General features: G+C 69.1%; 19 protein-coding genes. 14 read left to right on the forward strand and 5 right to left on the reverse strand.

What is annotated here, in order from left to right:
• Window positions 1-219 precede the first annotated feature (219 nt).
• The 5 genes from AB0M65_RS14175 to AB0M65_RS14195 are packed head-to-tail and all read left to right on the forward strand — an operon-like array spanning window position 220 to window position 5,274.
• The gene (locus AB0M65_RS14175; RefSeq protein WP_364026620.1) at window positions 220-558 is read left to right on the forward strand and encodes a type VII secretion target; all 339 of its coding nucleotides are present in this window, start codon (window positions 220-222) and stop codon (window positions 556-558) included.
• Window positions 555-1,955: a hypothetical protein gene (locus AB0M65_RS14180; protein WP_364026623.1), complete on the forward strand. Its 1,401-nt coding sequence runs from the start codon at window positions 555-557 to the stop codon at window positions 1,953-1,955. Before AB0M65_RS14175 ends, AB0M65_RS14180 begins: the two co-directional genes overlap by 4 nt.
• A gap of 46 nt (window positions 1,956-2,001) precedes the next feature.
• Window positions 2,002-2,370, forward strand: a complete 369-nt coding sequence (locus AB0M65_RS14185; protein WP_364026626.1) for a hypothetical protein — start codon at window positions 2,002-2,004, stop codon at window positions 2,368-2,370.
• A gap of 2 nt (window positions 2,371-2,372) precedes the next feature.
• Window positions 2,373-3,815 (forward strand): DnaJ C-terminal domain-containing protein, encoded by a 1,443-nt coding sequence (locus tag AB0M65_RS14190; RefSeq protein ID WP_364026629.1) that lies wholly within the window; start codon window positions 2,373-2,375, stop codon window positions 3,813-3,815.
• Between the two features lie 46 nt (window positions 3,816-3,861).
• Window positions 3,862-5,274 (forward strand): MFS transporter, encoded by a 1,413-nt coding sequence (locus AB0M65_RS14195; protein WP_364026632.1) that lies wholly within the window; start codon window positions 3,862-3,864, stop codon window positions 5,272-5,274.
• A 325-nt stretch (window positions 5,275-5,599) separates the two neighbouring features.
• Here AB0M65_RS14195 and AB0M65_RS14200 read toward each other — a convergent pair whose 3' ends face one another.
• Window positions 5,600-6,157 (reverse strand): HAD family acid phosphatase, encoded by a 558-nt coding sequence (locus AB0M65_RS14200; RefSeq protein ID WP_364026635.1) that lies wholly within the window; start codon window positions 6,155-6,157, stop codon window positions 5,600-5,602.
• A gap of 116 nt (window positions 6,158-6,273) precedes the next feature.
• Window positions 6,274-7,194: a hypothetical protein gene (locus AB0M65_RS14205; protein ID WP_364026638.1), complete on the reverse strand. Its 921-nt coding sequence runs from the start codon at window positions 7,192-7,194 to the stop codon at window positions 6,274-6,276.
• 263 nt (window positions 7,195-7,457) lie between these two features.
• Here AB0M65_RS14205 and AB0M65_RS14210 point away from each other — a divergent pair, with 263 nt between their 5' ends.
• On the forward strand, window positions 7,458-8,120 hold the full coding sequence (locus tag AB0M65_RS14210; protein ID WP_364026641.1) for an FG-GAP-like repeat-containing protein: 663 nt from the start codon (window positions 7,458-7,460) through the stop codon (window positions 8,118-8,120).
• A 301-nt stretch (window positions 8,121-8,421) separates the two neighbouring features.
• On the opposite strand, the gene AB0M65_RS14215 is transcribed toward AB0M65_RS14210, so the two are convergent.
• From AB0M65_RS14215 to AB0M65_RS14225, 3 genes are all read right to left on the reverse strand, one after another.
• Window positions 8,422-8,625 carry a cold-shock protein gene (locus AB0M65_RS14215; protein WP_364026644.1) on the reverse strand — a complete coding sequence of 68 codons (204 nt, stop codon included), beginning with the start codon at window positions 8,623-8,625 and terminating at the stop codon, window positions 8,422-8,424.
• 543 nt (window positions 8,626-9,168) lie between these two features.
• Complete coding sequence (locus tag AB0M65_RS14220; protein WP_364026646.1) at window positions 9,169-9,912, reverse strand: 3'(2'),5'-bisphosphate nucleotidase CysQ; 744 nt, start codon at window positions 9,910-9,912, stop codon at window positions 9,169-9,171.
• A 3-nt stretch (window positions 9,913-9,915) separates the two neighbouring features.
• Window positions 9,916-11,700, reverse strand: a complete 1,785-nt coding sequence (locus tag AB0M65_RS14225) for an MFS transporter (RefSeq protein WP_364026648.1) — start codon at window positions 11,698-11,700, stop codon at window positions 9,916-9,918.
• 400 nt (window positions 11,701-12,100) lie between these two features.
• On the opposite strand from AB0M65_RS14225, the gene AB0M65_RS14230 reads away from it, so the two are divergent.
• From AB0M65_RS14230 to AB0M65_RS14265, 8 genes are all read left to right on the forward strand, one after another.
• Window positions 12,101-14,881: a LuxR C-terminal-related transcriptional regulator gene (locus tag AB0M65_RS14230; protein WP_364026650.1), complete on the forward strand. Its 2,781-nt coding sequence runs from the start codon at window positions 12,101-12,103 to the stop codon at window positions 14,879-14,881.
• Between the two features lie 258 nt (window positions 14,882-15,139).
• Window positions 15,140-16,393, forward strand: a complete 1,254-nt coding sequence (locus AB0M65_RS14235; RefSeq protein WP_364026653.1) for an aspartate kinase — start codon at window positions 15,140-15,142, stop codon at window positions 16,391-16,393.
• Window positions 16,394-16,409: 16 nt separating this feature from the next.
• Window positions 16,410-17,198, forward strand: a complete 789-nt coding sequence (locus tag AB0M65_RS14240) for a 2-amino-3,7-dideoxy-D-threo-hept-6-ulosonate synthase (protein WP_364026656.1) — start codon at window positions 16,410-16,412, stop codon at window positions 17,196-17,198.
• A 35-nt stretch (window positions 17,199-17,233) separates the two neighbouring features.
• On the forward strand, window positions 17,234-18,130 hold the full coding sequence (locus AB0M65_RS14245) for a family 3 encapsulin nanocompartment shell protein (protein ID WP_364026659.1): 897 nt from the start codon (window positions 17,234-17,236) through the stop codon (window positions 18,128-18,130).
• A complete protein-coding gene (locus AB0M65_RS14250) occupies window positions 18,127-19,044 on the forward strand; it encodes a sulfotransferase (RefSeq protein WP_364026662.1) in 918 nt (305 codons plus the stop codon). The genes AB0M65_RS14245 and AB0M65_RS14250 overlap by 4 nt, the downstream gene beginning before the upstream one ends.
• Window positions 19,044-19,802: an SDR family oxidoreductase gene (locus AB0M65_RS14255; protein ID WP_364026665.1), complete on the forward strand. Its 759-nt coding sequence runs from the start codon at window positions 19,044-19,046 to the stop codon at window positions 19,800-19,802. Before AB0M65_RS14250 ends, AB0M65_RS14255 begins: the two co-directional genes overlap by 1 nt.
• A gap of 11 nt (window positions 19,803-19,813) precedes the next feature.
• Window positions 19,814-21,454: an AMP-binding protein gene (locus AB0M65_RS14260; RefSeq protein WP_364026668.1), complete on the forward strand. Its 1,641-nt coding sequence runs from the start codon at window positions 19,814-19,816 to the stop codon at window positions 21,452-21,454.
• 10 nt (window positions 21,455-21,464) lie between these two features.
• On the forward strand, window positions 21,465-22,610 hold the full coding sequence (locus AB0M65_RS14265) for an acyl-CoA dehydrogenase family protein (RefSeq protein WP_364026671.1): 1,146 nt from the start codon (window positions 21,465-21,467) through the stop codon (window positions 22,608-22,610).
• The last annotated feature ends 23 nt before the right edge of the window (window positions 22,611-22,633 follow it).

Consider the following 22,633-nt stretch of genomic DNA (forward strand, 5'->3'; position numbering starts at 1 on the left):
CCTTCGTCCTCGTACTGGACGTACTCGGTCGAAGGGCCCACGCCGCCAGGGGCCACCTGGGCGCGAAGACCGCGAACGAGATTTGCCAGACACGCCCTAGGAGTCTGCTCAAAGGGCGTGTCCGTGAAAGATCGAGTTCCGAGGGAACCGACCGCCGTCCGGACGCGTCTCAGGGTGAGACGCCCCGGTCCGGCCCGGCGGCGCGACGAAGGGTGGCAGATGGATTTCCAGGTCGTGCCCGCCGAGATCGGCACGCACGCGGACCACGTCGACGGGATCGCCGACAGGCTGGGTACCGCGTTGGCGGCGGCGAAGACCGCGGCCATGTCAGACGAGGCTTATGGCCTGATCTGCGCGTTCGTACCGCCGTTCATCAATCCGGCGGAGGAGAAGACGGTCGACTCGATCACGGCGGCGATCGACGGCGTCCGCGCCACCGCCGCGAACCTGCGCAGCGCCCAGCGGTCCTATACCGAACAGGACACCGCGGGCGTCGATGCGCTCAAGCCGTATCTCGACGCGATCCCGGCGACGACGACGGGAGCGATCCAGCGATGACCAACCCTCTCGTCGCCGCACCGAAGGATTCCACCACCGCGGTGTCCGGCGTTCCGTTGCTCGAGTCCGCCGCCGACCTCAAGAAGGCAATCGAAAGCGGTGATTGGGCGTCCGTCGCGATCGGCGCTGTCGGCACCGCCATGGACGCGGTGTCCGCCGCGCTCGACCCGTTCGGCACCATTCTCGCCGCCGGGGTCGGCTGGCTGATGGAGCACGTCGGGCCGCTGAAGGAGGCGCTCGACGCCCTCGCCGGAGACCCGGACGAGATCACGGCGCACGCCGAAACCTGGAAGAACGTGGCAGGTGAACTGGGGTCGATCAGCACCGACTTCGACGCGATGGTCGTCGCCGAGACGGCGAACTGGACAGGTACCGCCGCCGACGCCTACCGCGTGCGTGGCGCCGACATCGCGGCGCTGGTCGGCGCCTGCCGGCAGGCCGCGGACGGCGCGTCCTCCGGCACCCGGATCGGCGGCGAGGTGGTCACGGCGGTCCGCACCCTGGTCCGCGACACCATCGCCGAGCTGATCGGCAGGCTGATCAGCTGGGCACTGCAGGTACTGGCGACGCTGGGCCTCGGGCTGACCTGGGTCCTCCCCCAGGTCACCGCCGCCGTCGCGAAGACCGCGGCCAAGATCGCCAACGTCACCACCAGGCTGGTCAAGGCGATGAGTGCGCTCGCCCCGCTGATGAAGAAGGCGAAGACCATCTTCGCCGACGCCGAGAAGGCCCTGCGCAAGATCGACGCCGGCAAGACCGGCTCCGCCGGGAAACCCCGCGGCCCCAAACCAGGCGGCGAATACAGCGGTACGCGTGGCGGCGGTGGCGGCAAGGGGAAGCAGCCCAAGCCCAAGCCGACACCCAAGCCCCCGCTTCCGCCGTCGCAGATCGGGAAGTTCGACGATCTCACCCCGGCGCAGCGGGAGGCCGCGCTCAAGATGAAACAGTGGATCCGCGACCACCAGGACAGCGGCCAGTTCGGCGCCTGGCACGACAAGGTGGACGACAACAAGCTGTCCTCGCTGGGACTGGGCAACAATCCCCAGGGCGGCGCCGGGTCCACCTGGGGCGGCAGGATCTACGGGAACCACGGCGCCGAGGGCAGCGTGGTCGGCAACGAGGGCAGGCTCCCGCACGGCGACAACAAGATCCCGCAGCCGGACGGGCCGGACGGGCGACCGGGGAAACCGTACGACGGCAAGTACTACGAGTTCGACGTCCACCCGACTCCGCAGTACGACAACAAACCCATCCGGGACCCCGACCAATACACGGACTTCAACGGGAAACCGCTGCCGGATTCGCAGAGGCCGAAGCCGGATCGCATCATCAAGGACGACAACGGCAAGTTCTACTATTCGCCGAACCACTACGGCGGGTTCTTCGAGATTCCGTGACGCCTGCCGGACTATCATCGTGCGCGAGGGCCGACGAGGGGGGCGCATGACGACATTGCTGGTACGGGTGGCGGGCGACGAGGAACTCGACGCGGAGACGCGGAAGCTCCGGAAAGCCTTGCTGGAGCTGGATGTCGAGGATGTCCGCCTACCCGAGGTCGCCGCCCCGGACGGGGCGAAGGGCGCCGGGACCGACATCGGCGCGATGGTCGTCAGCCTGGGTGGTTCCGCGGTACTGACCGCGGTGGTCACCGGTGTCTGCCAAGTGCTGCGCACGTGGGTGGCCCGTGACAAGGACAGGCGTGTGGTGATCGAAGTCGGCGACAACAAGCTGGAACTGACCGGCGGGAACGCCGAGCAGCAGGCGCGTGCGATCGACGCGTTCCGGAAGACGCTGGCACCGGAAGCGGACTGAGCGTGGGCGTCCGTGACGCGCTCCTGATCGCCACCGGCGCGTACGGCAGCGCGCGGCTCGCCGAATTGCGCTCGCCGGTGGCGGACGTCGCCGAACTCGACGGCGTGCTGTCCGATCCCACGATCGGCTGGTTCCAGACGACGCAGGTCGTCGACGCGCCCGCGCACCAGGCAACCCGCGCGATCGAGAAGTTCTTCCGCAACCGGAGCACTGACGACCTCCTGGTGCTGCACATCTCGTGCCACGGTGTGAAAGACGACGACGGCCAGCTGTACTTCGCTTGCGCGGACACGGATCCGGACCTGCTGGCGTCCACGTCGATCCCGGCGGGATTCCTGCACGCCCAGATGGGCCGTTGCCGGGCGAAGTCGATCGTGCTGCTGCTGGACTGCTGTTTCAGCGGAGCGTTCGTACCCGGTATGAAAGCGGCCATCGGCGTGGACGCGAAAGAACAACTGGCCGGCTACGGACGAGCCGTGCTGATGGCCACCGGACGGACGGAATACGCGTGGGAAGGGAGCCGGTTCCGCGAGCTGGAACCGGAACCGTCGCGGTTCACCGAAGCGATCATTCACGGTTTGCGCACCGGCGAAGCGGATCGTGACGGCGACGGCAGGGTGGCCGTGGACGAGCTTTATGAACATGTTTACGAGCGTCTTCGGGATTCCGGCGTCAAGCAGACGCCGCAATGGTCGTCCGAACTGGTGCATCGCGTGTTTCTGGCGAACCGCGCCATCTCCCTGCAGCCGGAGCGGCCGCCGCCGGCCGGTGTCAGGCCACGGCCACAACGTCGCGCGCGTCGCGGCGAAGACGTGCTGATCACGCTCGACCTCACGCTGGAAGAAGCGTTCGCGAGCACGGAAAAGACGCTCCGGGTCGAAACCATGGTGAGCTGCGGGGACTGTCAGGGGCTCGGCACCTCCGAGGACTCCGTCGTCGAACGGTGCTCCCGATGCGGCGGGGACGGCCTCGAGAACGGGCAGGACTGCGAAACCTGCAACGGCTTCGGGACGCTGATCGACAAACCCTGCCGTCGTTGCGACGGCGACGGCAGGGTCCACCAGCTGCGGAACCTGACCGCGAAGATCCCGTCGGGCATCGTAAGCGGCATGCGCATGCGGCTCTCGGAACAAGGTGAAACCGGGCTCGGCGGCGGGCCCGCCGGTGACCTCTACGTCGAGATCAACGTGCTGCCCGACGAGTGTTTCGTCCGGGACGGCGCGCACCTGTCCTGCACGACCACGGTCTCTCCCGCGATCGCACGCGAGGGCGGGATCGTCGAGCTAAAGACCTTCGACGGCCTGAAGAAGCTCCGGATACCGGCGGGGGTGAAGTCCGGCGGCAAGATCCGGGTCGCCGGATTCGGGATGCCGCGGCTCCGCTCGTCCGGCCTGGTCGAGGGCCGAGGTGACCTGATGGTCACCGTGGACGTCCGCGAGCCTTGAGAAACAAACTGGACCTCCAGTGAACTAGAGGTCGTACGTTTTCGGCATGACTTACGAACTGGTGGGAGCGAAGGAGTCCGGCTCCTGGCGCGAACTGCTGAGCGGTCGCTACGCCGCCGTGTCGGCGGTACTGGCCGGGGGTGTGCTGGTCGAGGCGAGCAATGTGTACCTGACGACCAGCCTGCTGCCGACGATCGTCGCGGACATCGGCGGCGCGGAGTTCTACGCCTGGACGATGACCTCGTTCCTGGTGGCCTCGGTGATCACGTCGATGCTGGTGAGCCGCCTGCTCACGACCCGCGGCGGGGTCACGTCCTACGTGCTCGCCTTCGTGCTTTTCGCGGCGGGAACGGTGATCTGCGCGGTCAGCCCCGGGATGACGACCCTGCTGGTGGGACGCGCCGTCCAGGGGCTCGGCGGTGGGCTGCTGGCCGGTCTGGGGTACGCGCTGATCCAGCGAGCGCTGCCCGAACGGCTCTGGGTTCGCGCCGCGGCGCTGGTCTCGGCGATGTGGGGTGTCGGCAACATCCTCGGACCGGCGGTCGGCGGGCTGTTCGGCCAGTTCGGGGCGTGGCGGCTGGCTTTCGTCGTGCTGGCGGCGGTGGCCATCGCACTCGTCGTCCTCGCGGTGCGGGCGATCCCGCGTACGGAGACCGGCCCGTCGAAGAGCGCGTTCCCGCTCGGCTCGCTGGTGCTGCTGACGGCTTCGGTCGCGGCGGTGAGCGTGGCGAGTGTCGTGTCCGGGATCGCCACGGTACTGGCGATCGCCGTCGGTGTGGTGCTGGTGGTGTGGTTCGTCGTATACGAGCGGTCGGCGACCGCCAGCGTGCTGCCGAAGGTGGTGTTCGGCCGGGGGTTGCCGCTGCGCTGGGTGTACCTCACGGTCGTGGCGCTGGCGTTCGGGATCGGCACCGAGTCGTTCATCCCGCTGTTCGGCCAGGAGATCGGCGCGCTTTCGCCGCTGGTGGCCGGTTTCCTCGGCTCGGCGCTGTCACTCGGCTGGTCACTGGCCCAGATCCTCAGCGCGACAGCGAAGACACCGCGCTCGGTGCGGATGCTGGTGACGGCCGGTCCGCTCGCACTGGCGGCCGGGCTCGTCGGCTACGGAGCCTTGCAGCACACGATGCCCACCGGCGTCGTCGTGGCCGCCTGGTTCGCGGTGCTGCTGGTGGCGGGCAGCGGTATCGGGATGGCGTTCCCGCACCTCACGGTCGCCGCCCTCGGCGCGACCGACGACGAGGAGGAGGCCGCGAAGGCCGCCGCGGGTATCAACACCGTGCTGCTCATCGCGACCGCGTTCAGCGCCGCGACCGCAGGCGTGCTGGTCAACCTGGGTGCCCCGGACACGGTGGCCTCGGCGCACCTGCTCGTCTTCGGTTTCGCGGTGGCGGCCGTGCTCGGCGTGTTCCCCGCGATGGCGTCCGTGCGCACCGGCCCGGCACGCGACGGCGGCTCGTGATCGGCGAGGTGGCGGCCAGGCCGGTGGTTTCCTCCGTACCGGTGGTTCTAGTGGCGGCCAGAGCGAAGGCGTGACTCGCGTGCTTGAGCACGTCACTCGCGTGCTTGAGCACGTAACTTGCGTGCTTGAGCACGTCACTCGCGTGCTTGAGCACGTCACTCGCGTGCTTGAGCACGTAACTCGGGTGTGCGGGGTCTGAGCACGCGAGTTACGGCTCTGAGCACGCGAGTGCGGTGCCAATAGAACCCTCTTTGCCACTCACGACCCCCCGGAACCGCCCGCCCGGCCGCCCGCGCCACGCCACCACCGGGAGACGGCGCCCCCGCTACGAGAGCTGCTCGTTGTAGTCCGGGAGTTTGAAGCCCTTTTCGTAGTTGCCACCGGTGAAGTCCCCGGGGCGGTTTCCGACGTTGGCGATGATGGTGTATCCGGCCGCCGCGTATTCCTTGCGGCAGCGTTGTTTGGTCTCGGTCGCGTGCTTTTCCGAGCTTTTCCGGACGCAGACCTTGTCCACCGGGTATCCGGCGTCGACGAGTGCTTCCTTGGCGCCGCTCGCGCTGCTGCGATAGCTCGCCACCAGTACGGTGACCCCGTTTTTCTTGGCGTGCTTGATAAAGGCGAGTACGTCGGCGGTCGGTTCGCCGGGGTGGTAGTAGGTTTCGAGTGCCGTGTTGTCGATGTCGGTGACCACCGCCAGTTTCGTTCCACCCTTGGCGACCCGGTCGTCGAGATAGCCCGTACCGCCGTTCATCGCCGTATGCACATCGGACTGCCAGGTCCGGTAATCCGGCACCTGGCTAGCGGAAACCGACGGAGCGACAAGGCAGGTCAGCGCACCGGCGAACGCGGTCACGGCCAAAGCGCGTGCGGTCCTGTTCTTCACAGCGGCCCTTCTTTCTTTGCGGCGGGACAATTCCCGGGAGAATGCTGCGCCATGAACCTAACCAGCCGGGTTCATCCGGGAAAGCCCCGGCGGAAACTTCTGTAAACAGAGAAACGCTATTCCCAGCTCCAGTGCAGACCGTGGATTCCGGGAGCCGCGTTCCGTCGCGAAACGTGGACGGTGTGCCGTTCGTCGGGCCGGGTCTCCTGCCATCCGGTGGTCCGGCCTTCGGGCGTGCGGGTTCGCCAGGTCCGGCAGGCGACCGGTTCCGCGTCGCGGGTGAAGACGAACCGGCCGTGATAGACGTCGACGGGTTCGGCGATCCTGCGGTGGTGACGGCGCGTGACGAGCGGGCGCGGGAACTCCTGCTCGTAGCCGATGACCAGTCGCTCCCCTCGCCGCAACGTCCTGGCCAGCACCAATTCCGTCATGGAGAAACCTTCGTCGGCGAGGGTGAGCACCGCGCCGGGGTGGCAATGACTACTGGAAGTCACCTGGGGTGGCGGGACACCGGGTTCGCTTCGGGCCGCGATGAGCATCGTGCGTGTCCGGTCCCGCCGGGCTTCGATCAGTTCCCGCACCACGATCCGCCGGACACAGTGGTCCGGCCCCACAGAGAACGATTCGCGCAAACCGATCTTGCGGACCGGATTCCCCACCGAGTCCCGGAATTCGGCGAGCAACGGCGGCAGGAAGGCCGGATGACCCCAAGCCCGGTGAAGCCGGTCGCCCGGTTTCACCGAACGGACACCGCGCCCCCGCGGCCGCGGAGAACCGAGCAATCGAAGCAGGGACCCCGGATCCAGCGCGAGCACCTGTTCGAGGATTCCCACGGCCTGAAGGGATTCCTCCCGTTCCGGCTTGCTCCGTCCACTTTGCCAGTAGCTCAAGGTCATGGCACTCAGCGAAGTGCCCTTGGCGCGGAGGCGGTACTGCAACTGCCGGAGACTCAGTCCGCGATCGCGTGCGGTCACCGTCAGCGCGTGGCAGAACGGCCCGGTTCGCAGTGCCTCGGCGACCTCGCCGGTTTCGGTCATGGCTCACCTCGCCGCGACAGTGTGCGACGAACCTCGTGGCCAAACCACCTTCCTTCGCGGGTTGACAGCCGGGTGTCGAACCCTGTTTTGGTGCACATCAGCACCACATGTCACTTCCGCGTCACTTTCGGCAACCACGCCCGGGCCGGGTTGCGTTTGTGTGGCACATCACACTCTCACTGCACGCAGGCGCTCCGTGGCCGTCTCCCTTTGTGAGAACCCTTTCGGTGAAAAGATCACCGGAAGCGTTGGAGGGAGACAACATGAACCGCACAAGCATCATCCGCACCGCCGCCATCACCGGCATCAGCGCCGCGTTGGGTCTCGTCGCCGTCGTTCCGGCGTTGGCCGCCTCGTCGGCCGATCCGGTCACCACGGTGGCCGACCTGAACGGTGACGGGGAGATCGAGACCGTCACCGCGCAACTGCTCGCGGACAACGATCAGCTGATCTCGGCGACGGTGAACGGGACGTTCACCTCGATCCACCTCGGCGCCGACGGCTCCCGTGGGTTCGAAGCGCCGCGCGTCGCGGACCTTAACGGTGACGGGCGGGCGGAACTGCTCGTGGCTCAGTCGGTGGGGGCCAACACCACGTTCTTCACCTCGCTGCACTTCGACGGCCGCAACCTCAGCCAGGTCGTCGACGAGAACGACAAGCCGCTCTCGGTCGCGGAAGGCGGCGGCATCGCCGCTCACCTCGGCTACCAGTGCACTCCGTTCGAGGGCGGTCGCAGCTTCGAGACCGTCGCCGCCGAAGCCGACGACCTCAGCGCCGAACCACTCACCTACAGCGGCACCCGCACCGTCTACACCCTCCGCGACGGTGCCCTGACCACCCAGAACACCGTGTCGTTCTCGGCAAGGCCCGTGACCGACCCGGTCCTCGCGGCCGACGCCACGACCTGCGACCAGACCGGCAGTTGACCACCGAACCACCGCGCGGTATCGATCGACCGCGTCGCGCGTGACCTGGAGGTCATAGACCGGTCGTCTACAACGCGTTCGAACAGCAGGAGCAGCGTGTCGTCGAGCAGCTGCTGACCACGGTCTCGACCGAAGTCGACCCGCGTGATCCAGCCGCGTACCTGAACCGGACGATCACCGCGCTGGTCGAGCCGGCGCGCCGCTCGACCCCTGCGTAAGTGGTCTTGGCGGCCTGACCTGCGGACCTGCGGCCTCAGACGCGGGAAACCGCCCCGGCGAGTCCGCCGGGGCGGCCTTCGCGTCAGATGGCGTGGACGCCCTGGGCCTGCGGCCCCTTCTGGCCCTGGCCGATCTCGAACTCCACCCGCTGTCCTTCATCCAGGGACTTGTAGCCGTTGCCCTGGATCTCCGAGTAGTGCACGAACACGTCCGGCCCGCCACCGTCCTGTTCGATGAAGCCGAAGCCCTTCTCGCTGTTGAACCACTTCACGCTGCCCTGAGCCATACTTTTCTTCCCTGCTCTTCGTAGTGAGTCCGAGCGCATCAGATGCCCGGATCTCGCGCCTCATTATCGCAGGTAACGGAATGGTGGTGGAGGGCCTTCACCGAACAATTTCGATCTCTTGGGCACACGCGCTCGGCGACGTGCCGCTGACCAGGGGCCGCGGTGGATCCCGGCGTCAGTGCGGGCGCCGGGTTCACCCGGATCGGTGTCAGCCGAGGCAGGACCGGACGGCCGCGGCCAGGCTCGCCGCCCGCGGGTCGTCGAGCGGGATGTCCAGGCCCGGCGGCAGGCCGTACATCCGGGTCTTGTCGGTCTGGACTTCCGTCATCCTCCTGACGGTCGACGGTCGCGGCCGGGAGCGCCGCGGCAGCCGGGCCCGGGTGGACCATGAACGAAAGCCCACTGTCCCGTGGCTGGTCAGGGAGGGGACCGCCGTGTGGATTCTGGATCGTCCAACGCGCCGAAATCCACACGGTCACCGTGCGTGGTCCGGAATCGAGGCAAGACACCGCGAATCGGCAAGTCCCGGGACCACTGCCTCCCTCAGGCGATGGCCGCGAGTGCGGAGAGCATCGTGTCCTTGAGTTCCGGGCGGCAGATCAGGAGATCGGGTAGTTCAGGGGTGGTGTTGCCGTAGCGCAACGGGCTTCCGTCGATCCGTGACGTATGCGCGCCCGCGGCGGCGAGGACCGCGACGGGGGCGGCGCTGTCCCATTCGTATTGGCCCCCGTCGTGGACGTACGCGTCCGCGGCGCCGATGAGGACGGCGATCGCTTTCACGCCGGCGGAACCCATCGGGATCAGGTCGACCGCCATCTCCCCCGCCAGGGCGTCGACGACGGCGGGGCGGTGACTGCGGCTGACGGCCACGCGCGGCCGGGGGCGCGAAGTGGCCGCTGCCAACGGTTCCGGCCGGTCTGTGGCGAACGTCCTGCCGGTGGCGGGTACCGCGACGGCACCGGCGACGAGGGTGCCGTTCTCGGCCAACGCCACATGCACGGCCCAGTCATGTCTGGTCCGATCGCAGTACTCGCGTGTGCCGTCCAGTGGGTCGATGATCCACAGGCGCCCGCTTCCGGGCGCGGCCGCCGTGTCCTCGCTTTCCTCCGAACGGACCGCGTCGTCCGGCCGGTGCTCGGCAAGAGCCTTGAGCAGCACCATATTCGCCTGGCGGTCGCCTTCCGCGCCGAGTTCGGCGCCGGTCAAGTCCGGATGCTCCCGGCGAAGTCCGAGCAGGAGGTCACCGGCGGCCGTCGCGAGTTCGCGGGCCAGCGCGTGATCGTCCACGGGTCAGCTCCCCACGGTGAGCGCGACTTTGTCGCCCACGACCTCGAAGCGGACATGGGAAAGGTCCGGGACGACGATGTCGGCGTCGAGGCGGTCGGCGTCGCCGATGCCGAGGGTCACGCAGCCGGCGGCGGTCCCCGACGCCAGCCCGGACGCGGTGTCCTCGACGGCGAGACAGCGTTCCGGGGCCACTCCGAGGAGTTCCGCCCCGAGCAGATAGGGCGCCGGTTCCGGTTTACCCCGTTCGACGTCGTCGGCGGTGACGAGGACGTCCGTCACGGGCAGGCCGGCGGCCGCGGTGCGGGCATCGGTGACGTCGCGGGTGCACGAGGTCACGATGGCCTTGCGTTCCCCGGTCGCCTCGGTCGCTTCCCGCGCGCCCGGGAGGACGACCACGCCTTGCAGATCGTGGGTGGCGATATGGGCGTAGCGGGCCAGGCCCGCTTCGAACCGGTCCGGCGGCAGAAGAGCGGCGACGATGTCCTTGGCGGGCTTCCCCGCCGTTCCGGCCAGCCGTTCCTTGTCCACGCCTTCCTCCTCCGCCCAGCGCTGCCAGGCCCGGCGGACCGCGGCCGTCGAGTCGATGAGGGTGCCGTCGAGATCGAACAGCACGGCGTCGAATTCGTGCCGGGCGGGCTCGGCTTCCTGTTTGCGGACTTGGCGGACGAGCAGGATCACCAGCACCAGTGCGATCACCCCCAGCGACGCGCCGAGTACGGCGACTCCTGGCAGTCCGGCGCGGGCCAAGGCGACCCCGCCGAAGCCGGCACCGGCGACGATACCGATGTTGAACGCCGAGACCGCGAACGAGACGGCCAGTTCGCCGCCCTTGCCCGCCGCCTGGAACAACGCGGCCTGCACGGTGGGCACGAAGGACCACGCGGCCAGCTGCCAGACGGTGATCAGGGCGATCGCCTGCACCGGGCCGGTCGACAACGGCAGCACCAGTAGCAGCGAAGCCGCCGTGACACCGGCGGTGACCAGGAGCGTCAGCCGGGAGTTCCGGTCGGCGCCCTTGCCCCCGATGATGTTGCCCAGCACGGCACACAGGCCCGCGATGAACAGGACGACGATGACGAGGATTCCGTGCACACCCGCCCGTTGTTCGAGCAGGGGCACCAAATACGTGTAGACGGTGAAGGAGGCACCCCAGAACAGCACGATCGCGCCGAGACCGATGACGACTGGTTTCGTGCCAAGAGCGCGGACGCGTTCACTGAGCGGCGGGCCGTCGTCCGCCCCTGTTGCCGGGACGACCATGGCGATGAAAGCCAGTGCCGCCAGCGCCATACCGCCGATGACCAGCATCGGGGCGCGCCAGCCGAGGTGTTGCCCCATCAGCGTGCTGACCGGGACACCGAGTGCGGTCGCGCTGCTGACACCGGCGACGATGAGCGCCATCGTCGAAGCCCGTTTCGCCGGTTCGCTCAATCGTGCGGCCGTCCCGATCGCGGTCGCCAGATAAAGACCCATCATGCCGCCGGAAAGCAACCGGGATCCCAGTAACACCGGATAGTTGGGCGCGAGTCCCGCGGTGGCGTGCCCTATCGCGAAAACGACAAGGCTGCCGAACAAGACCTTTCTCCGGTCCATTCGATGGAACGCCGCACCCAGTACGGGTGCTCCCACCGCGAAGGCCACCGCGTTGAGCGTGACCAGCTGTCCCGCCACCGCCTCGGACACCCCGAGGTCGGCCGCGATCTGGGGAAGCAGCCCGACGACGACGAACTCGGTGCAGGACACCGCGAACGCCCCGGCGAACAGGGCCCAGATCCAGATCTTCTTCACTCCACCCTCCAGCGGACTCGAATCGGATCGTGCCTGCCACTTGATCCGGTAGGTACCCGTTGGACGGAACCTCATTCACCGGATCGGCGAGCGCCGCCTGCCGGGGCTGTCGGCTCCCCGTCCGTATGCGGGGACGTCTCCCCTGTGCACGGCGGGTAAGGGTAATTCCGCCGTACCATCAGAGTGAAAAGTAGTTTTCACTCGAATAGCGTAGTTAGCCGATCAACGGTCCGTGGGGATACAACGGCGGACGAAAGGAGTCGCGATTCATTGGGGGCTGGAAGGACTGTTCGAGGGAAAGGCATGGGGGCCGGGCGATCGTCCTGTCGCCGGACGAGGGAGGGAGTTGGCCGTGTCCGATCAGGGGTGCCGACCGGCCGAGCGGTGTATTTCGCAATTCATGAGCACCGAGGCTGTCGCGAAGGTGGACGACGCGCTGGCCGCGGTGGAATCGGGCCGTGGCGCGGTGGTGATCGCCGAGCGGTCGGGGGTGATGGGACGGGGCGCGATCACCGAATACGCGGTCGCGGCGGCCGAGCGCCGCGGGATCACCGTCTCGCACGGGCGCGCGACCCGCGCCGATCGCGCCGCCCCGTTGTCGTCGCTGGTCGCCACCTTGAGCGACAGCGAACTGACGCGGCCGGCGACAGCGGATCTCGGTGACCTCAACGGCAACCGGCTGGCGTCGCTGGACCGGTTGCGGGAACGGCTGATCCGGCTCTCGGCGGAACGTCCTTTGGTGCTCTGTCTCGACGATTTCCACCACGCGGACGAACTCACCGCGTTGTCGCTCCGGGTTCTGGTGCCCGCACTGGCTTCCTGTCCCGTGTTCTGGCTGCTGGTCTCACGTCCTTCGCTGGCGTCGACGGCGGTTCGCGGCGTCGTCGACGCGCTCGCGGCTTCCGGTGCCCAGCGCGTCACGATCGGCAGGCTCACCGCCGCCGAACTGAAACGGCTCTGTGAAGCCATTTTGGGCGCCGTACCGGACGAAGGTGTGCTGGAGGTCGCCGCGGGCGGCGGCGGGGATCCGCTGCTCACCGAGGAACTGGTCCGCTGGTTGCGCACCGCGAGGCAGGTCGAGGTGACCGGCGGGCAGGCGAAACTGCGGCCCGACGCCGAACTGCTGCCGATGCCCGCCGGTGTCGCGCAGAAGATGCGGGCACGGCTTTCCGATCTGTCGGAGCCGGTTCTGTCGCTGCTGGAGACCGGTGCCGTACTGGGCAAGACGTTCACCGTGCACGAGGTCGCGGGGCTCACCCAGCGACCCGCGACCGAACTCGTCGGACCGGTGACCGAGGCGATCGAAGCCGGTGTGCTGACGCCGGAACCGGCGGGCCTGCGGTTTCGCAGTGAACTCGTCCAGAAGGCCCTCTACGCCGGTCTCGACGAACCGGTCCGGATGGCACTGCACCGGGAGGCCGCCACGGTGGTCCGCGCGGAGGGCCGGGATCCCGACGAGGTGCTGGACCATCTCGTGCGCAGCGGCCGCGGCAGCCTCGGCGAGTCGATCGACCTGCTGTGGGAGGAGGTCCGCCGAAACGCGGAGCGCAAGCCGAAGGTCGCTGCCCGGCTGGTGCTGCGCCTGCTGCATCTGCTCGGTGACGCCCATCCGATGGCCGAGGCGCTGACGGTCGAAGCGGTCCGGCTGCTGAGTGTCACCGGGGACGGCAGGCTGGCGTGGGAACTGGCCGAACGGGCGGTGCACCGCGCGGCCGACGCGGACACCGCCACCACGATGGTGCGCACCCTGGCCGAACTGGCCGAGCCCGCGCACGACTGGGGCGGCGACAACGCGGTGGCGGAGTACACCCGGCTCGCACTGGCCAGAGCGGATCTCACTCCCGTGCACCGCGCCGAACTGCGTGCCGTCCAGGCCTACAGCCTCGCCCGCTCGGACGGGAACATCGCGGCGGCCGAACAGGCAGCCGACGACAGCCTCGCCGCCGGCAGCGCCCTCGCCCTCGGTGAGGCGATCATGCTGGGCTCGGCGGCGAAAGGCCTGACCGCGTTGCGACGCGGCGAATTCAGCCGATCGCTGTCCTACACCCGTGCCGCCGTCCGCGCGGCGGACCGGATCGGCCCGCGCGCCCAGCAACGTCATCCCAGGTTGTGGTTGTGCCGTCCGCTGATGGCGCTCGACCGGTTCGACGAAGTGGCTTCCACGCTGACGTTGGCGAGACGGGAGGCGCGGCATCTCGGCACGTCGTGGTCCACCCCGACCTGGCACCACCATTGGGCGAGGATGTGGGCGGCGCGAGGCGCGTTCTCCGAAGCCGAGGCCGACGCCGAAGCCGGTGTCCGCGCGGCACGCGAGCAGCCCGCGGGCGCGTTGCTCAGCAGGTTGCTGTGCCTGCTCGGCGAGGTGCGCACCAGTCTCGGTCTGCTGGAGGAGGCCGACGCGAATCTGTGCGAAGCCGAGACCCTCGCCGAGGGCGGCACCGGCGCACACGTGGCCCATCTGACCTGGCGACGGATGCTCTGGCTGTGGGCGGCGGAGCGCGAGGACGAGGCCGCCGAGGTCGCCAGCGGGCTGCAGGCGGCGACCGATCCGGTCGCCTTCACCGCGACGGGTGGCCCGCTCATCGCGCCGGTGCTGGTGAAACTGGCCCTGCGCCGCGACGACCGTCCGCGTGCGGACGAAGTGGTACGGACGGCAAGGGAGCTGGCAGGCCGCAATCCCGGGGTGACCTCCACCGCTGCCGCCGCCGCACACGCGGCGGGACTCAACGAGAATGATCTCGGCGCGCTCACCTCCGCCGCCGAGATGCACCGGATCAGCGGACGGCGACCGGCCAGGGTCGTCGCCTTGCGGGACGCCGCGGACCTGGCGGAGCGCGTCGGTGAGCGTGACCGGGCTCGAAACCTGTACGAAGAGGCCGCGCGGATCCACAGGTCGTGGAGCGGTGGCCATGACGAACCCGCGCCGGTCGACGGCGGCGTGGAGATGATCCCGCCGGTGTCCCCCGCCCGCTGGTCGCATCTGACCGAGACCGAACTGCGGGTGGCCCGGCTCGTCGCGCAGGGCATGACCAACAAGGCCGTCGCCGCGCGGTTGTCCCTGTCCAGGCACACGGTCGACACCCATGTGCGGAACAGTTTCAGCAAATTACGGGTGTCGAACCGTGTGGAACTCGCACTGCGGGTGATCGCCCACGAACAGGGACGGCACGCACCGGACTGACCACACCACGGAATCCGTATCAGGGGCCGTTTCCTTTGCCGATAACGCAAAGGAAACGGCCCTTTTTCGACAGAATCACGCACTACGCCATCCGCACTCCCCGGTTTCAGTGACCGGGACACCGGATCCTCCGGTCGATCTCCGCGGCCCCGGCTCCCAGGTTCACGGGTTTACGCGAGTGGGAGGGGCCACCCCGGCGGGCATCCCTTCCTCGACGGAAGAAGAACCCTTGCCCGGATTCACTGGGGACGGAGCGAAATGGACATCAGGATCCAGAAGTACGGCGGCTCGTCGCTGGCCGACGCGGCCAAGGTCGCCTCCGTCGCCCGGCGGATCTCGCGGACCCACCGCGAGGGCACGCCACTGGTCGTCGTCGTCTCCGCACGCGGTGACACCACCGACGACCTCGTCCGCGCCGCCGTCGAAACCAGCGACACCCCGGATCCCCGGGAACTGGACAAACTGCTCGCCACCGGCGAGCTGGCGTCGGCCGCGATCCTGGCCATCGCCTTGGGAGAACTGGGAATTCCCGCGATCTCACTGTCCGGACCGGACGCCGGTCTCCGTGCGGTCGGCAAGCCGGGAGCGGGAGTGATCGCCTCCGTCGAAAAGGACCGGCTCCACGAGCGGCTCGCCAGTGGCCAGGTGGTGATCGTGGCGGGTTTCCAGGCCCTGGATCCCGCCGGCGCGGTCGTCACCCTCGGCCGCGGCGGGTCGGACACCTCCGCGGTGGCACTCGCCGTCGCGTTCGGGGCGCCGGTCTGCGAGATCTACACGGACGTCGAAGGCGTGCGGAGGGCCGATCCTCGCGTGGTGCCCCAAGCCGGGTTACTGCGCAGCCTGCCCGCGCCGGTGATGACGGAAATGGCGTTCTCCGGAGCGCGTGTCCTGCATCCGCGTTCGGTCGAACTGGCCGCCGCGCACGGGGTCGACATCGTCGTCCGCGACGCCTCCGGCCAAGGACAAGGCAGCACCATCATCGGAAAAGGAGCAACGATGCTCGACGCGGAAGTCCTCGAAGGACGAGCCGGCGTCATCGCCGTGACCCACGACGATCGGGTCTCGGTCGTGGCCATCGACGCCGACTGCGACCGGGCACGCGGCAGTGCCCGGGTACTGGACGCCTTGTCGCGGGTACAGATCCCGGTCGACTCGGTCGTCTGGTCCTCGCCACCGGGCACCCCGCTGCGCATGGAGTTCTGTGTGTCCGACGTCCTGCGGGACGCGGCGGTGAACGCGGTACGGGACGGACTCGACTGTTCGGTCGCCGTCCGCCGGGAACTCGGCCGGGTCTCGGTCGTGGGCACCGGGCTGCTCAGCAGGCCGGGGCTCACCGCACTCGGCCTGTCCGCGCTGGCCACCGCCGACATCGCGGCGGAATGCGTGTCCTGCGCCCAAGCCCGCACCACGTTCCTGGTTCCGCGTGACCGCGTCCACGAAGCGGTGACCGTGCTCTACGGGTGCTTCGGCCTCGACGACACGGACACCACCACGCCGGTGATCCCGGCTTGACCAGAAAGGAGTTCCGGTGAGTCAGCCCCAATCTTTCGGCGCACGGCTACGCCTGGACCGGATGGACGACAACCGCGACGGGCGGCTGATGATCGTCCCGCTGGACCATTCCGTGGCCAACGGCCCGGTCACCCCCGACGATTCGCTCGACCGCCTCGTCGGCGAACTCGTCGACGCCGACGTCGACGCGATCGTGCTGCACAAGGGAACCGCGCGTCATCTCGACCCGGCGCGCTTCGCCAGCACCTCGCTGATCGTGCATCTGAGCGCCAGCACGGCACACGCCCCGGACCCGGACGCGAAGTACCTCGTCACGAGCGTGGAAGCCGCGCTGCGGCTGGGCGCCGACGCGGTGAGCGTCCACGTGAACATGGGTTCCCAGGAGGAGGCGTCGCAGGTCACCGATCTCGCGCGCGTCGCCGAACACACCGACCGCTGGGGAATTCCCTTGCTGGCCATGATGTACGCGCGGGGACCGCAGATCACCGACTCCAGCGATCCCGCGCTGGTGACCCATTCGGCCACCCTCGCCGCCGATCTCGGCGCGGATCTGGTCAAGGTCAGTTATCCGGGCTCCGCCAAGGCGATGGCGGACGTCGTCCGCGCCTGCCCGATCCCGGTCGTCGTCGCAGGCGGGCCGCCGGTACCGGAAAAGAAGATGCTCCTGCACCGGGTGGCCTCCGCCATCCGCGCGGGTGCGTCCGGTGTCGCCATCGGCCGGAACATCTTCGAGGATCCACATCCCGGCAGGCTCGCCCGTCAGCTCGGCGACGTCGTGCACGGCCGGGCCGCCGTCGCGGCCTGACCCAACCCCGGCCCACCGGGCCGAGAAAGGCAGTAATGACCACAGCACCGACCAAGCAGAAGCGCCAGCTGCTCGCCGATCCCGCGATGACGGAAAGCACGCCGGGTTCGGAATTCGCGCAGGCGGCCAGCCTCGGGTCCGGCGGTGAAGACGTCACCGTCAGCTTCCGGGCCTACCTGCCCACCGCGTTCCCGCTGTTCGCCGACCGGCCCCGCTACACCGTGCGGCAGCTGATGAAGATGGCGACCATCCGCGACGGCAACGCGCGGTACGTCCACGAACCGCGTCCCGAGCGGGACCGCCGCGAGGTCTCCGGGACGACGTTCGCGACCTCGCCGGAAGCACAGTTCAAGCCGACACTCGGCGAAGCGGAATTGACCGACATCGGTGTCTCGCTGCCGGTTCCGCCGGGACTGCTGGAGCATCCGCGGTTGCTGGCCTCCTTCATCGACTACCGGCTGCTGGTCCGTTTCGGCACCACCGAGAACCAGGTGCTGTTGCACGGCAGTGACGACGGCAAGGTGCCGGGGCTGGTCGGCCTTCCGGGTTCGCGTGTCTCGCGCACCGAACGCGAACCGGTGGACCTGCTCACCGACGCGGCCGCGATGGTCGAAGAGACCGGCGGCTCGTGCGACGGCATCGTGGCGCACAACGCGGTGTACTGGCAGGCGGTGGAATCGGGTCTGCTCGGCAAGCTCGCCGAAGCCGGGATCCGGATCTCCCGTACCCGGATGATCGCGCGGAATCAGGTGCTGCTCGGCGATTTCCGCGCCGCCACGACGTTCCTCGACCCGGAGATCTCCACCCTGACCCTGCGGCGTGGTGCCGCCGAAGACGGTGGCGACCTGCTCGAAGCCAGCAGCCGGATGGGGCTGGCCGTGCACCTTCCGCAGCATCTGGTCCTGCTCTCGCAGGAAGGCGCCGGGGCATGAAGGTGCTCTACATCACCGGGATGCTGCGCTGCGGCAGCACCATGATCGGCAACGTGCTCGGCGAGGCCCAGCGCACCCTGCACGCGGGCGAGCTGTACTACCTGTGGCGCAACGGGATCCTCGGCACCGGGACCAACTCCAGCTGCGGCTGCGGGCAGCCGGTCACCGACTGTCCACTGTGGTCACAGGTGCTGACGGACGGCGTCGTCGCCGACAGGCACGCGGCGGCCGCCGCCGACGCCGTCCAATCGGCCCGGTTCCGGGCGAGGCATACGCCGGCGCGGCTTGCCGAAGCACTCGGCGTCCGCTCCGGCCCGCCGGACGTGGCGTGGCTGACCGGGCTGACCACCGGCCTGTACCGCGCCGCGGCGGAAGCGGCGGACGCCGACGTCGTCGTCGACGGTTCGAAGTACCCGGCGGAGGCCGCGGCGCTGCTCGGCCGCCGCGATCTCGACCTGCGGGTCCTGCATGTGGTCCGTGACGCCCGCGCGACGGCGTTCTCCTATCGCAAGGACAAGGACTACGTCACGCGGATGAGTGCCGCACGCAGCACCGGCTACTGGACGGCGGTCAACGCGGCGTCCGATCTGCTCGCCGCCGCCGGTCGTGACCGGTACCTCCGGATCCGGCACGAGGACTTCGCCGAGAGTCCCCGCGAGGTCATCGGCGAGGTGATGCGGTTCGCCGGTATCGGCGGGACGAACCCGGTGGACCCGGACGGGACCGTCGAACTGGGGGTCAACCACACCGTCACCGGCAATCCCGACCGGTTCCGCCACGGCCGGGTGCCCATCCGGGCCGACCGCCGGTGGCATCGAGAACTGGACTGGAAACCGAAGGCGCTGACCACGGTCGCCGCGGGGCCGCAACTGCTCCGCTACGGCTACGGCGTCCGCGCCGGAGAGGAGAACTGATGGAACTCGGACTGGACGGCAAGGTCGCGATGGTCGCCTGCGCGAGCAGCGGGCTGGGCTTCGGCGTGGCCGAAGCACTGGCCGCCGAGGGCGCGGACGTCTCGATCTGCGCCCGCGACGCCGGAAGGCTCGCCGAAGCACACGGGAAACTGGAGGCGATCGGCGGCGGCCGGGTGCACAGCCAGGTCGCGGACATGAGCGACGTCGCCGCCGTCGAACGCTGGGTCGCCGACACCGCGATCGAGTTCGGCGGGATCGACGTCGTCGTCGGCCACACCGGCGGGGTGGACCAGGGCCCGGTCGAAGGATTCGGCGTCGAGGACTTCCGGCGGGCGTTCGACACCGCGTTCATCCCGCATGTCACGCTGATCAACGCGGCCACCCCGCATCTCAAACGCGGCGGCTGGGGCCGGGTACTGATGATCACGTCCGAATCGGTCCGGCAGCCGATGCCGCACAACGCGCTCTCCGGTATCGCGCGGCTCGGCCTGCTCGGCTACGCGCGGAATCTGGTGCACGCCTTCGGTGACAGCGGGGTGACGGTCAACGTCCTCGCCCCCGGCTATCACGACACACCCGCCCTGCGCGGCCCGTCCGGCGCCGATCCGAGCGCCGCGGCCGCCGAGGTGCCGATGCACAAGGTCGGCGATCCCGGTGATTTCGGCGCGCTGGCGGCGTTCCTGGCCAGCAGGCAGGCCGCGTTCGTCACGGGCACGCTGCTGCTCGCCGACGGTGGCAACACCCGCGCGGTCGTCTGAAGGGAGGCATCATGTCCGAGCAGTACATCGCCGAAGGCTGGTGGCGTGCCGGGGAAACCCTCCTCGACGATCTGCGCCGCGCGGCCCGCGAACATCCCGATCGCCGCGCGGTCGTCATCCGGCACACCGACGGTGGCGCGACGGAAACCCTGACCTACGGCGAACTCGAGCGCCGCGTCGAGCGGATCGCCGCCGGGCTCGCGGGGCTGGGCGTCGGACACGGCGACGTCGTCACCATGCAGTTGCCCAATTCCTGGCAGCTGATCGCGACCACTTTGGCGTGCACCAGGATCGGTGCCGTCGCGGGTCCGGTGCTGCCGATCATGCGCCGCCGCGAACTGGCGTTCATGACCGGCCTCACCGAAAGCCCGGTCTACATTGGACCGGTGCGGCACCGGAACTTCTCGCACGCCAAGCTGAGCGCGGAAGTCGCCGAAACCACGCCGACGATCAAGCACCGTGTCCTCGTGGGTGCGCTCGGCGAGCCGCCGGATTCCGCCGGGCTCGAAGGCGCGCTGGACTTCGACACCGCGTTGCTGGGTGAGCCCGGGACCGCGGGCGCGATCACCGGCGACATCGAGGGCCGCGGTGCGGGGCCGGACGACATCGCCTACCTGATGTTCACCTCCGGCACCACCGGTGAGCCGAAAGGCGTGCTGCACAGCCACAACACGCTGCACGCCACCAACCGGATGCAGATCGACGCGCTGGGCCTGAGCGGTGACGAGGTCACCGCGATGGGCTCGCCCACCACGCACAACGCCGGATGGACGTGGAACTTCACCATGCCGCTGCTGCTGGGCGCCACCGGGGTGCAGATCGACAACTGGGACGCGGAGGAGATGCTGCGGATACTGGAGGAGGAGAAGGTCACCTTCTTCATGGGTGCTCCCCCGTTCCTGGTCGATCTGATCGATCGCCAGCGGGCGCGGCGGCGTGATCTGTCCGCGTTGAGGACCTTCGCCACCGGCAGCGCGCCGATCCCGCCGGTGCTCGTCGAGCAGGCCCGCGATGTACTGGGTTGCCGGCTGTACGCGTTGTGGGGGATGACCGAAAACGGGGCGCCCACGATCACCCGGCCTGAGGATCCACCCATGCGGGCAGCCGAAAGCGACGGCTCCGCGATGCCGGGGATGGAGATCCGCGTCGTCGACGACGAAGGCAAGGTGGTTCCCGACGGCGAGACCGGGCACCTGCAGGTCCGTGGCGCGACCCAGTGCCTCGGCTACTTCCGCCGTCCCGAGGTCTACGCCGAGAACGTGACCGATGACGGCTGGTTCGACACCGGTGACCTCGCCCGCGACGACGGGTACGGCGGGATCCGCATCGCCGGACGGGAAAAGGACGTCATCTCCCGCGGTGGGGAGAAGGTCCCGGTGGTCGAGGTGGAGGCGGCACTGCTGCGGCATCCGTCGATCAAGGACGTCGCCGTCGTCGGCTATCCCGACGACCGGCTTGGCGAGCGGGCGTGCGCGGTGATCGTGCCGTCCGACGGGATGCCCCGGCTGCCCGATCTGCGTGAGCACCTCGACGGCCTCGGCATGGCCAAACAGTACTGGCCCGAACGCCTCGAAGAGGCCGAGGCACTGCCGAAGACACCCAGCGGAAAGGTCCAGAAGTTCAAGCTGCGCGAGCGGCTGGCCACCGGCTGAAAGGCACGACATGGATTTCGCATTCACCGACGAACAACGGGCGCTTGCCGAGAAGGTGCGAGCGTTCGCCGCCGAACGCGTCGCCCCCGCCGCCGCCCGCAACGACCGGGAAGAGACGTTCCCGCCAGGGTTCTTCGAGGAACTCGGCCGGGCGGGCCTGACCGGGCTCGGCGTCCCGGAAGCCCACGGCGGCCGCGGACTCGGCGCCGTCGACGTGGGGATCGCCGTGGAGGAACTGGCCAAGGCCGAAGCGACCGCCTGCTATCCGGTGCTCAACGCGGCACTGATCGGCGGCATCATCGACCGCAACGGCACCGACGGGCAGAAGGCGAAATGGCTGCCACCGGTCGCGTCCGGTGAGTCGGTCGTCGCGCTGGTGCTCACCGAACCGGAGCATGGCACCGACGCCGCCGCGATCGGGCTGCGGGCCGAACCCGACGGCGACGGCTGGGCGCTCACCGGGACGAAGACGTCGATCATGCTCGGCGCGCACGCGACACACGGGCTGGTCTTCGCCAGGACGAGTGACGACGGTGCGCGCGGGGTCACCGCCTTCTACCTGGCCCTGGATCACCCGAAGGTGCGGCGGGAACGGCTTTCCGACCTCGGCGCCCGCGCCGGCGGCCGGGCGACGATCGAGTTCGACCACTATCCCGCGGGCAAGGACGACGTCGTCGGCGAGGTCGGTGAAGGATTCGTCGGTGTCATGCGTGGTTTCGACCATTCCCGCGCGCTCATCGCGATCCTCGCCGTCGCGTCGGCGGACGCCGCGCTGGCCGACGCCATGGTGTTCGCCCGCGAACGCACCTCGTTCGGCGTCCCCATCGGCAAGCACCAAGGAGTGGCGTTTCCCTTGGTGGAGCACGCCACCCGGGTACGCGCCGCCCGGCTGCTCGCGTACGAAGCCTTGTGGCGCAAGGACTCCGGGCTGGACCACCGCACCGAAGCCAATATGGCCAAATGGTGGGCGCCCCGGGTCGGCGTCGAAGCCGCGCATCAGGCACTGCTCACCTTCGGCCACCGCGGCTGGAACGAGGACAACCCGGCGGCCCGCCGCCTGCGTGACGCCGTCGGGCAGGAGATCGCCGACGGTACCGAGAACGCCACCAAACTCGTGGTCGCCCGGCAGTTGCTCGGCCGCGAGTACGCGCCCTGACCCTCGACCTTACGAGAAGGAAG

Source organism: Amycolatopsis sp. NPDC051071, assembly GCF_040682875.1.
Classification (GTDB): domain Bacteria; phylum Actinomycetota; class Actinomycetes; order Mycobacteriales; family Pseudonocardiaceae; genus Amycolatopsis.

Bases quoted from the DNA above. Each gene is read 5' to 3' on its own strand.
- AB0M65_RS14210 (WP_364026641.1), top strand. From the start codon at position 7,458: ATGAACCGCACAAGCATCATCCGCACCGCCGCCATCACCGGCATCAGC.
- AB0M65_RS14260 (WP_364026668.1), top strand. From the start codon at position 19,814: ATGTCCGAGCAGTACATCGCCGAAGGCTGGTGGCGTGCCGGGGAAACC.
- AB0M65_RS14230 (WP_364026650.1), top strand. From the start codon at position 12,101: ATGAGCACCGAGGCTGTCGCGAAGGTGGACGACGCGCTGGCCGCGGTG.
- AB0M65_RS14235 (WP_364026653.1), top strand. From the start codon at position 15,140: ATGGACATCAGGATCCAGAAGTACGGCGGCTCGTCGCTGGCCGACGCG.
- AB0M65_RS14255 (WP_364026665.1), top strand. From the start codon at position 19,044: ATGGAACTCGGACTGGACGGCAAGGTCGCGATGGTCGCCTGCGCGAGC.
- AB0M65_RS14180 (WP_364026623.1), top strand. From the start codon at position 555: ATGACCAACCCTCTCGTCGCCGCACCGAAGGATTCCACCACCGCGGTG.
- AB0M65_RS14205 (WP_364026638.1), bottom strand. From the start codon at position 7,194: ATGACCGAAACCGGCGAGGTCGCCGAGGCACTGCGAACCGGGCCGTTC.
- AB0M65_RS14265 (WP_364026671.1), top strand. From the start codon at position 21,465: ATGGATTTCGCATTCACCGACGAACAACGGGCGCTTGCCGAGAAGGTG.
- AB0M65_RS14215 (WP_364026644.1), bottom strand. From the start codon at position 8,625: ATGGCTCAGGGCAGCGTGAAGTGGTTCAACAGCGAGAAGGGCTTCGGC.
- AB0M65_RS14185 (WP_364026626.1), top strand. From the start codon at position 2,002: ATGACGACATTGCTGGTACGGGTGGCGGGCGACGAGGAACTCGACGCG.
- AB0M65_RS14245 (WP_364026659.1), top strand. From the start codon at position 17,234: ATGACCACAGCACCGACCAAGCAGAAGCGCCAGCTGCTCGCCGATCCC.
- AB0M65_RS14175 (WP_364026620.1), top strand. From the start codon at position 220: ATGGATTTCCAGGTCGTGCCCGCCGAGATCGGCACGCACGCGGACCAC.
- AB0M65_RS14195 (WP_364026632.1), top strand. From the start codon at position 3,862: ATGACTTACGAACTGGTGGGAGCGAAGGAGTCCGGCTCCTGGCGCGAA.
- AB0M65_RS14250 (WP_364026662.1), top strand. From the start codon at position 18,127: ATGAAGGTGCTCTACATCACCGGGATGCTGCGCTGCGGCAGCACCATG.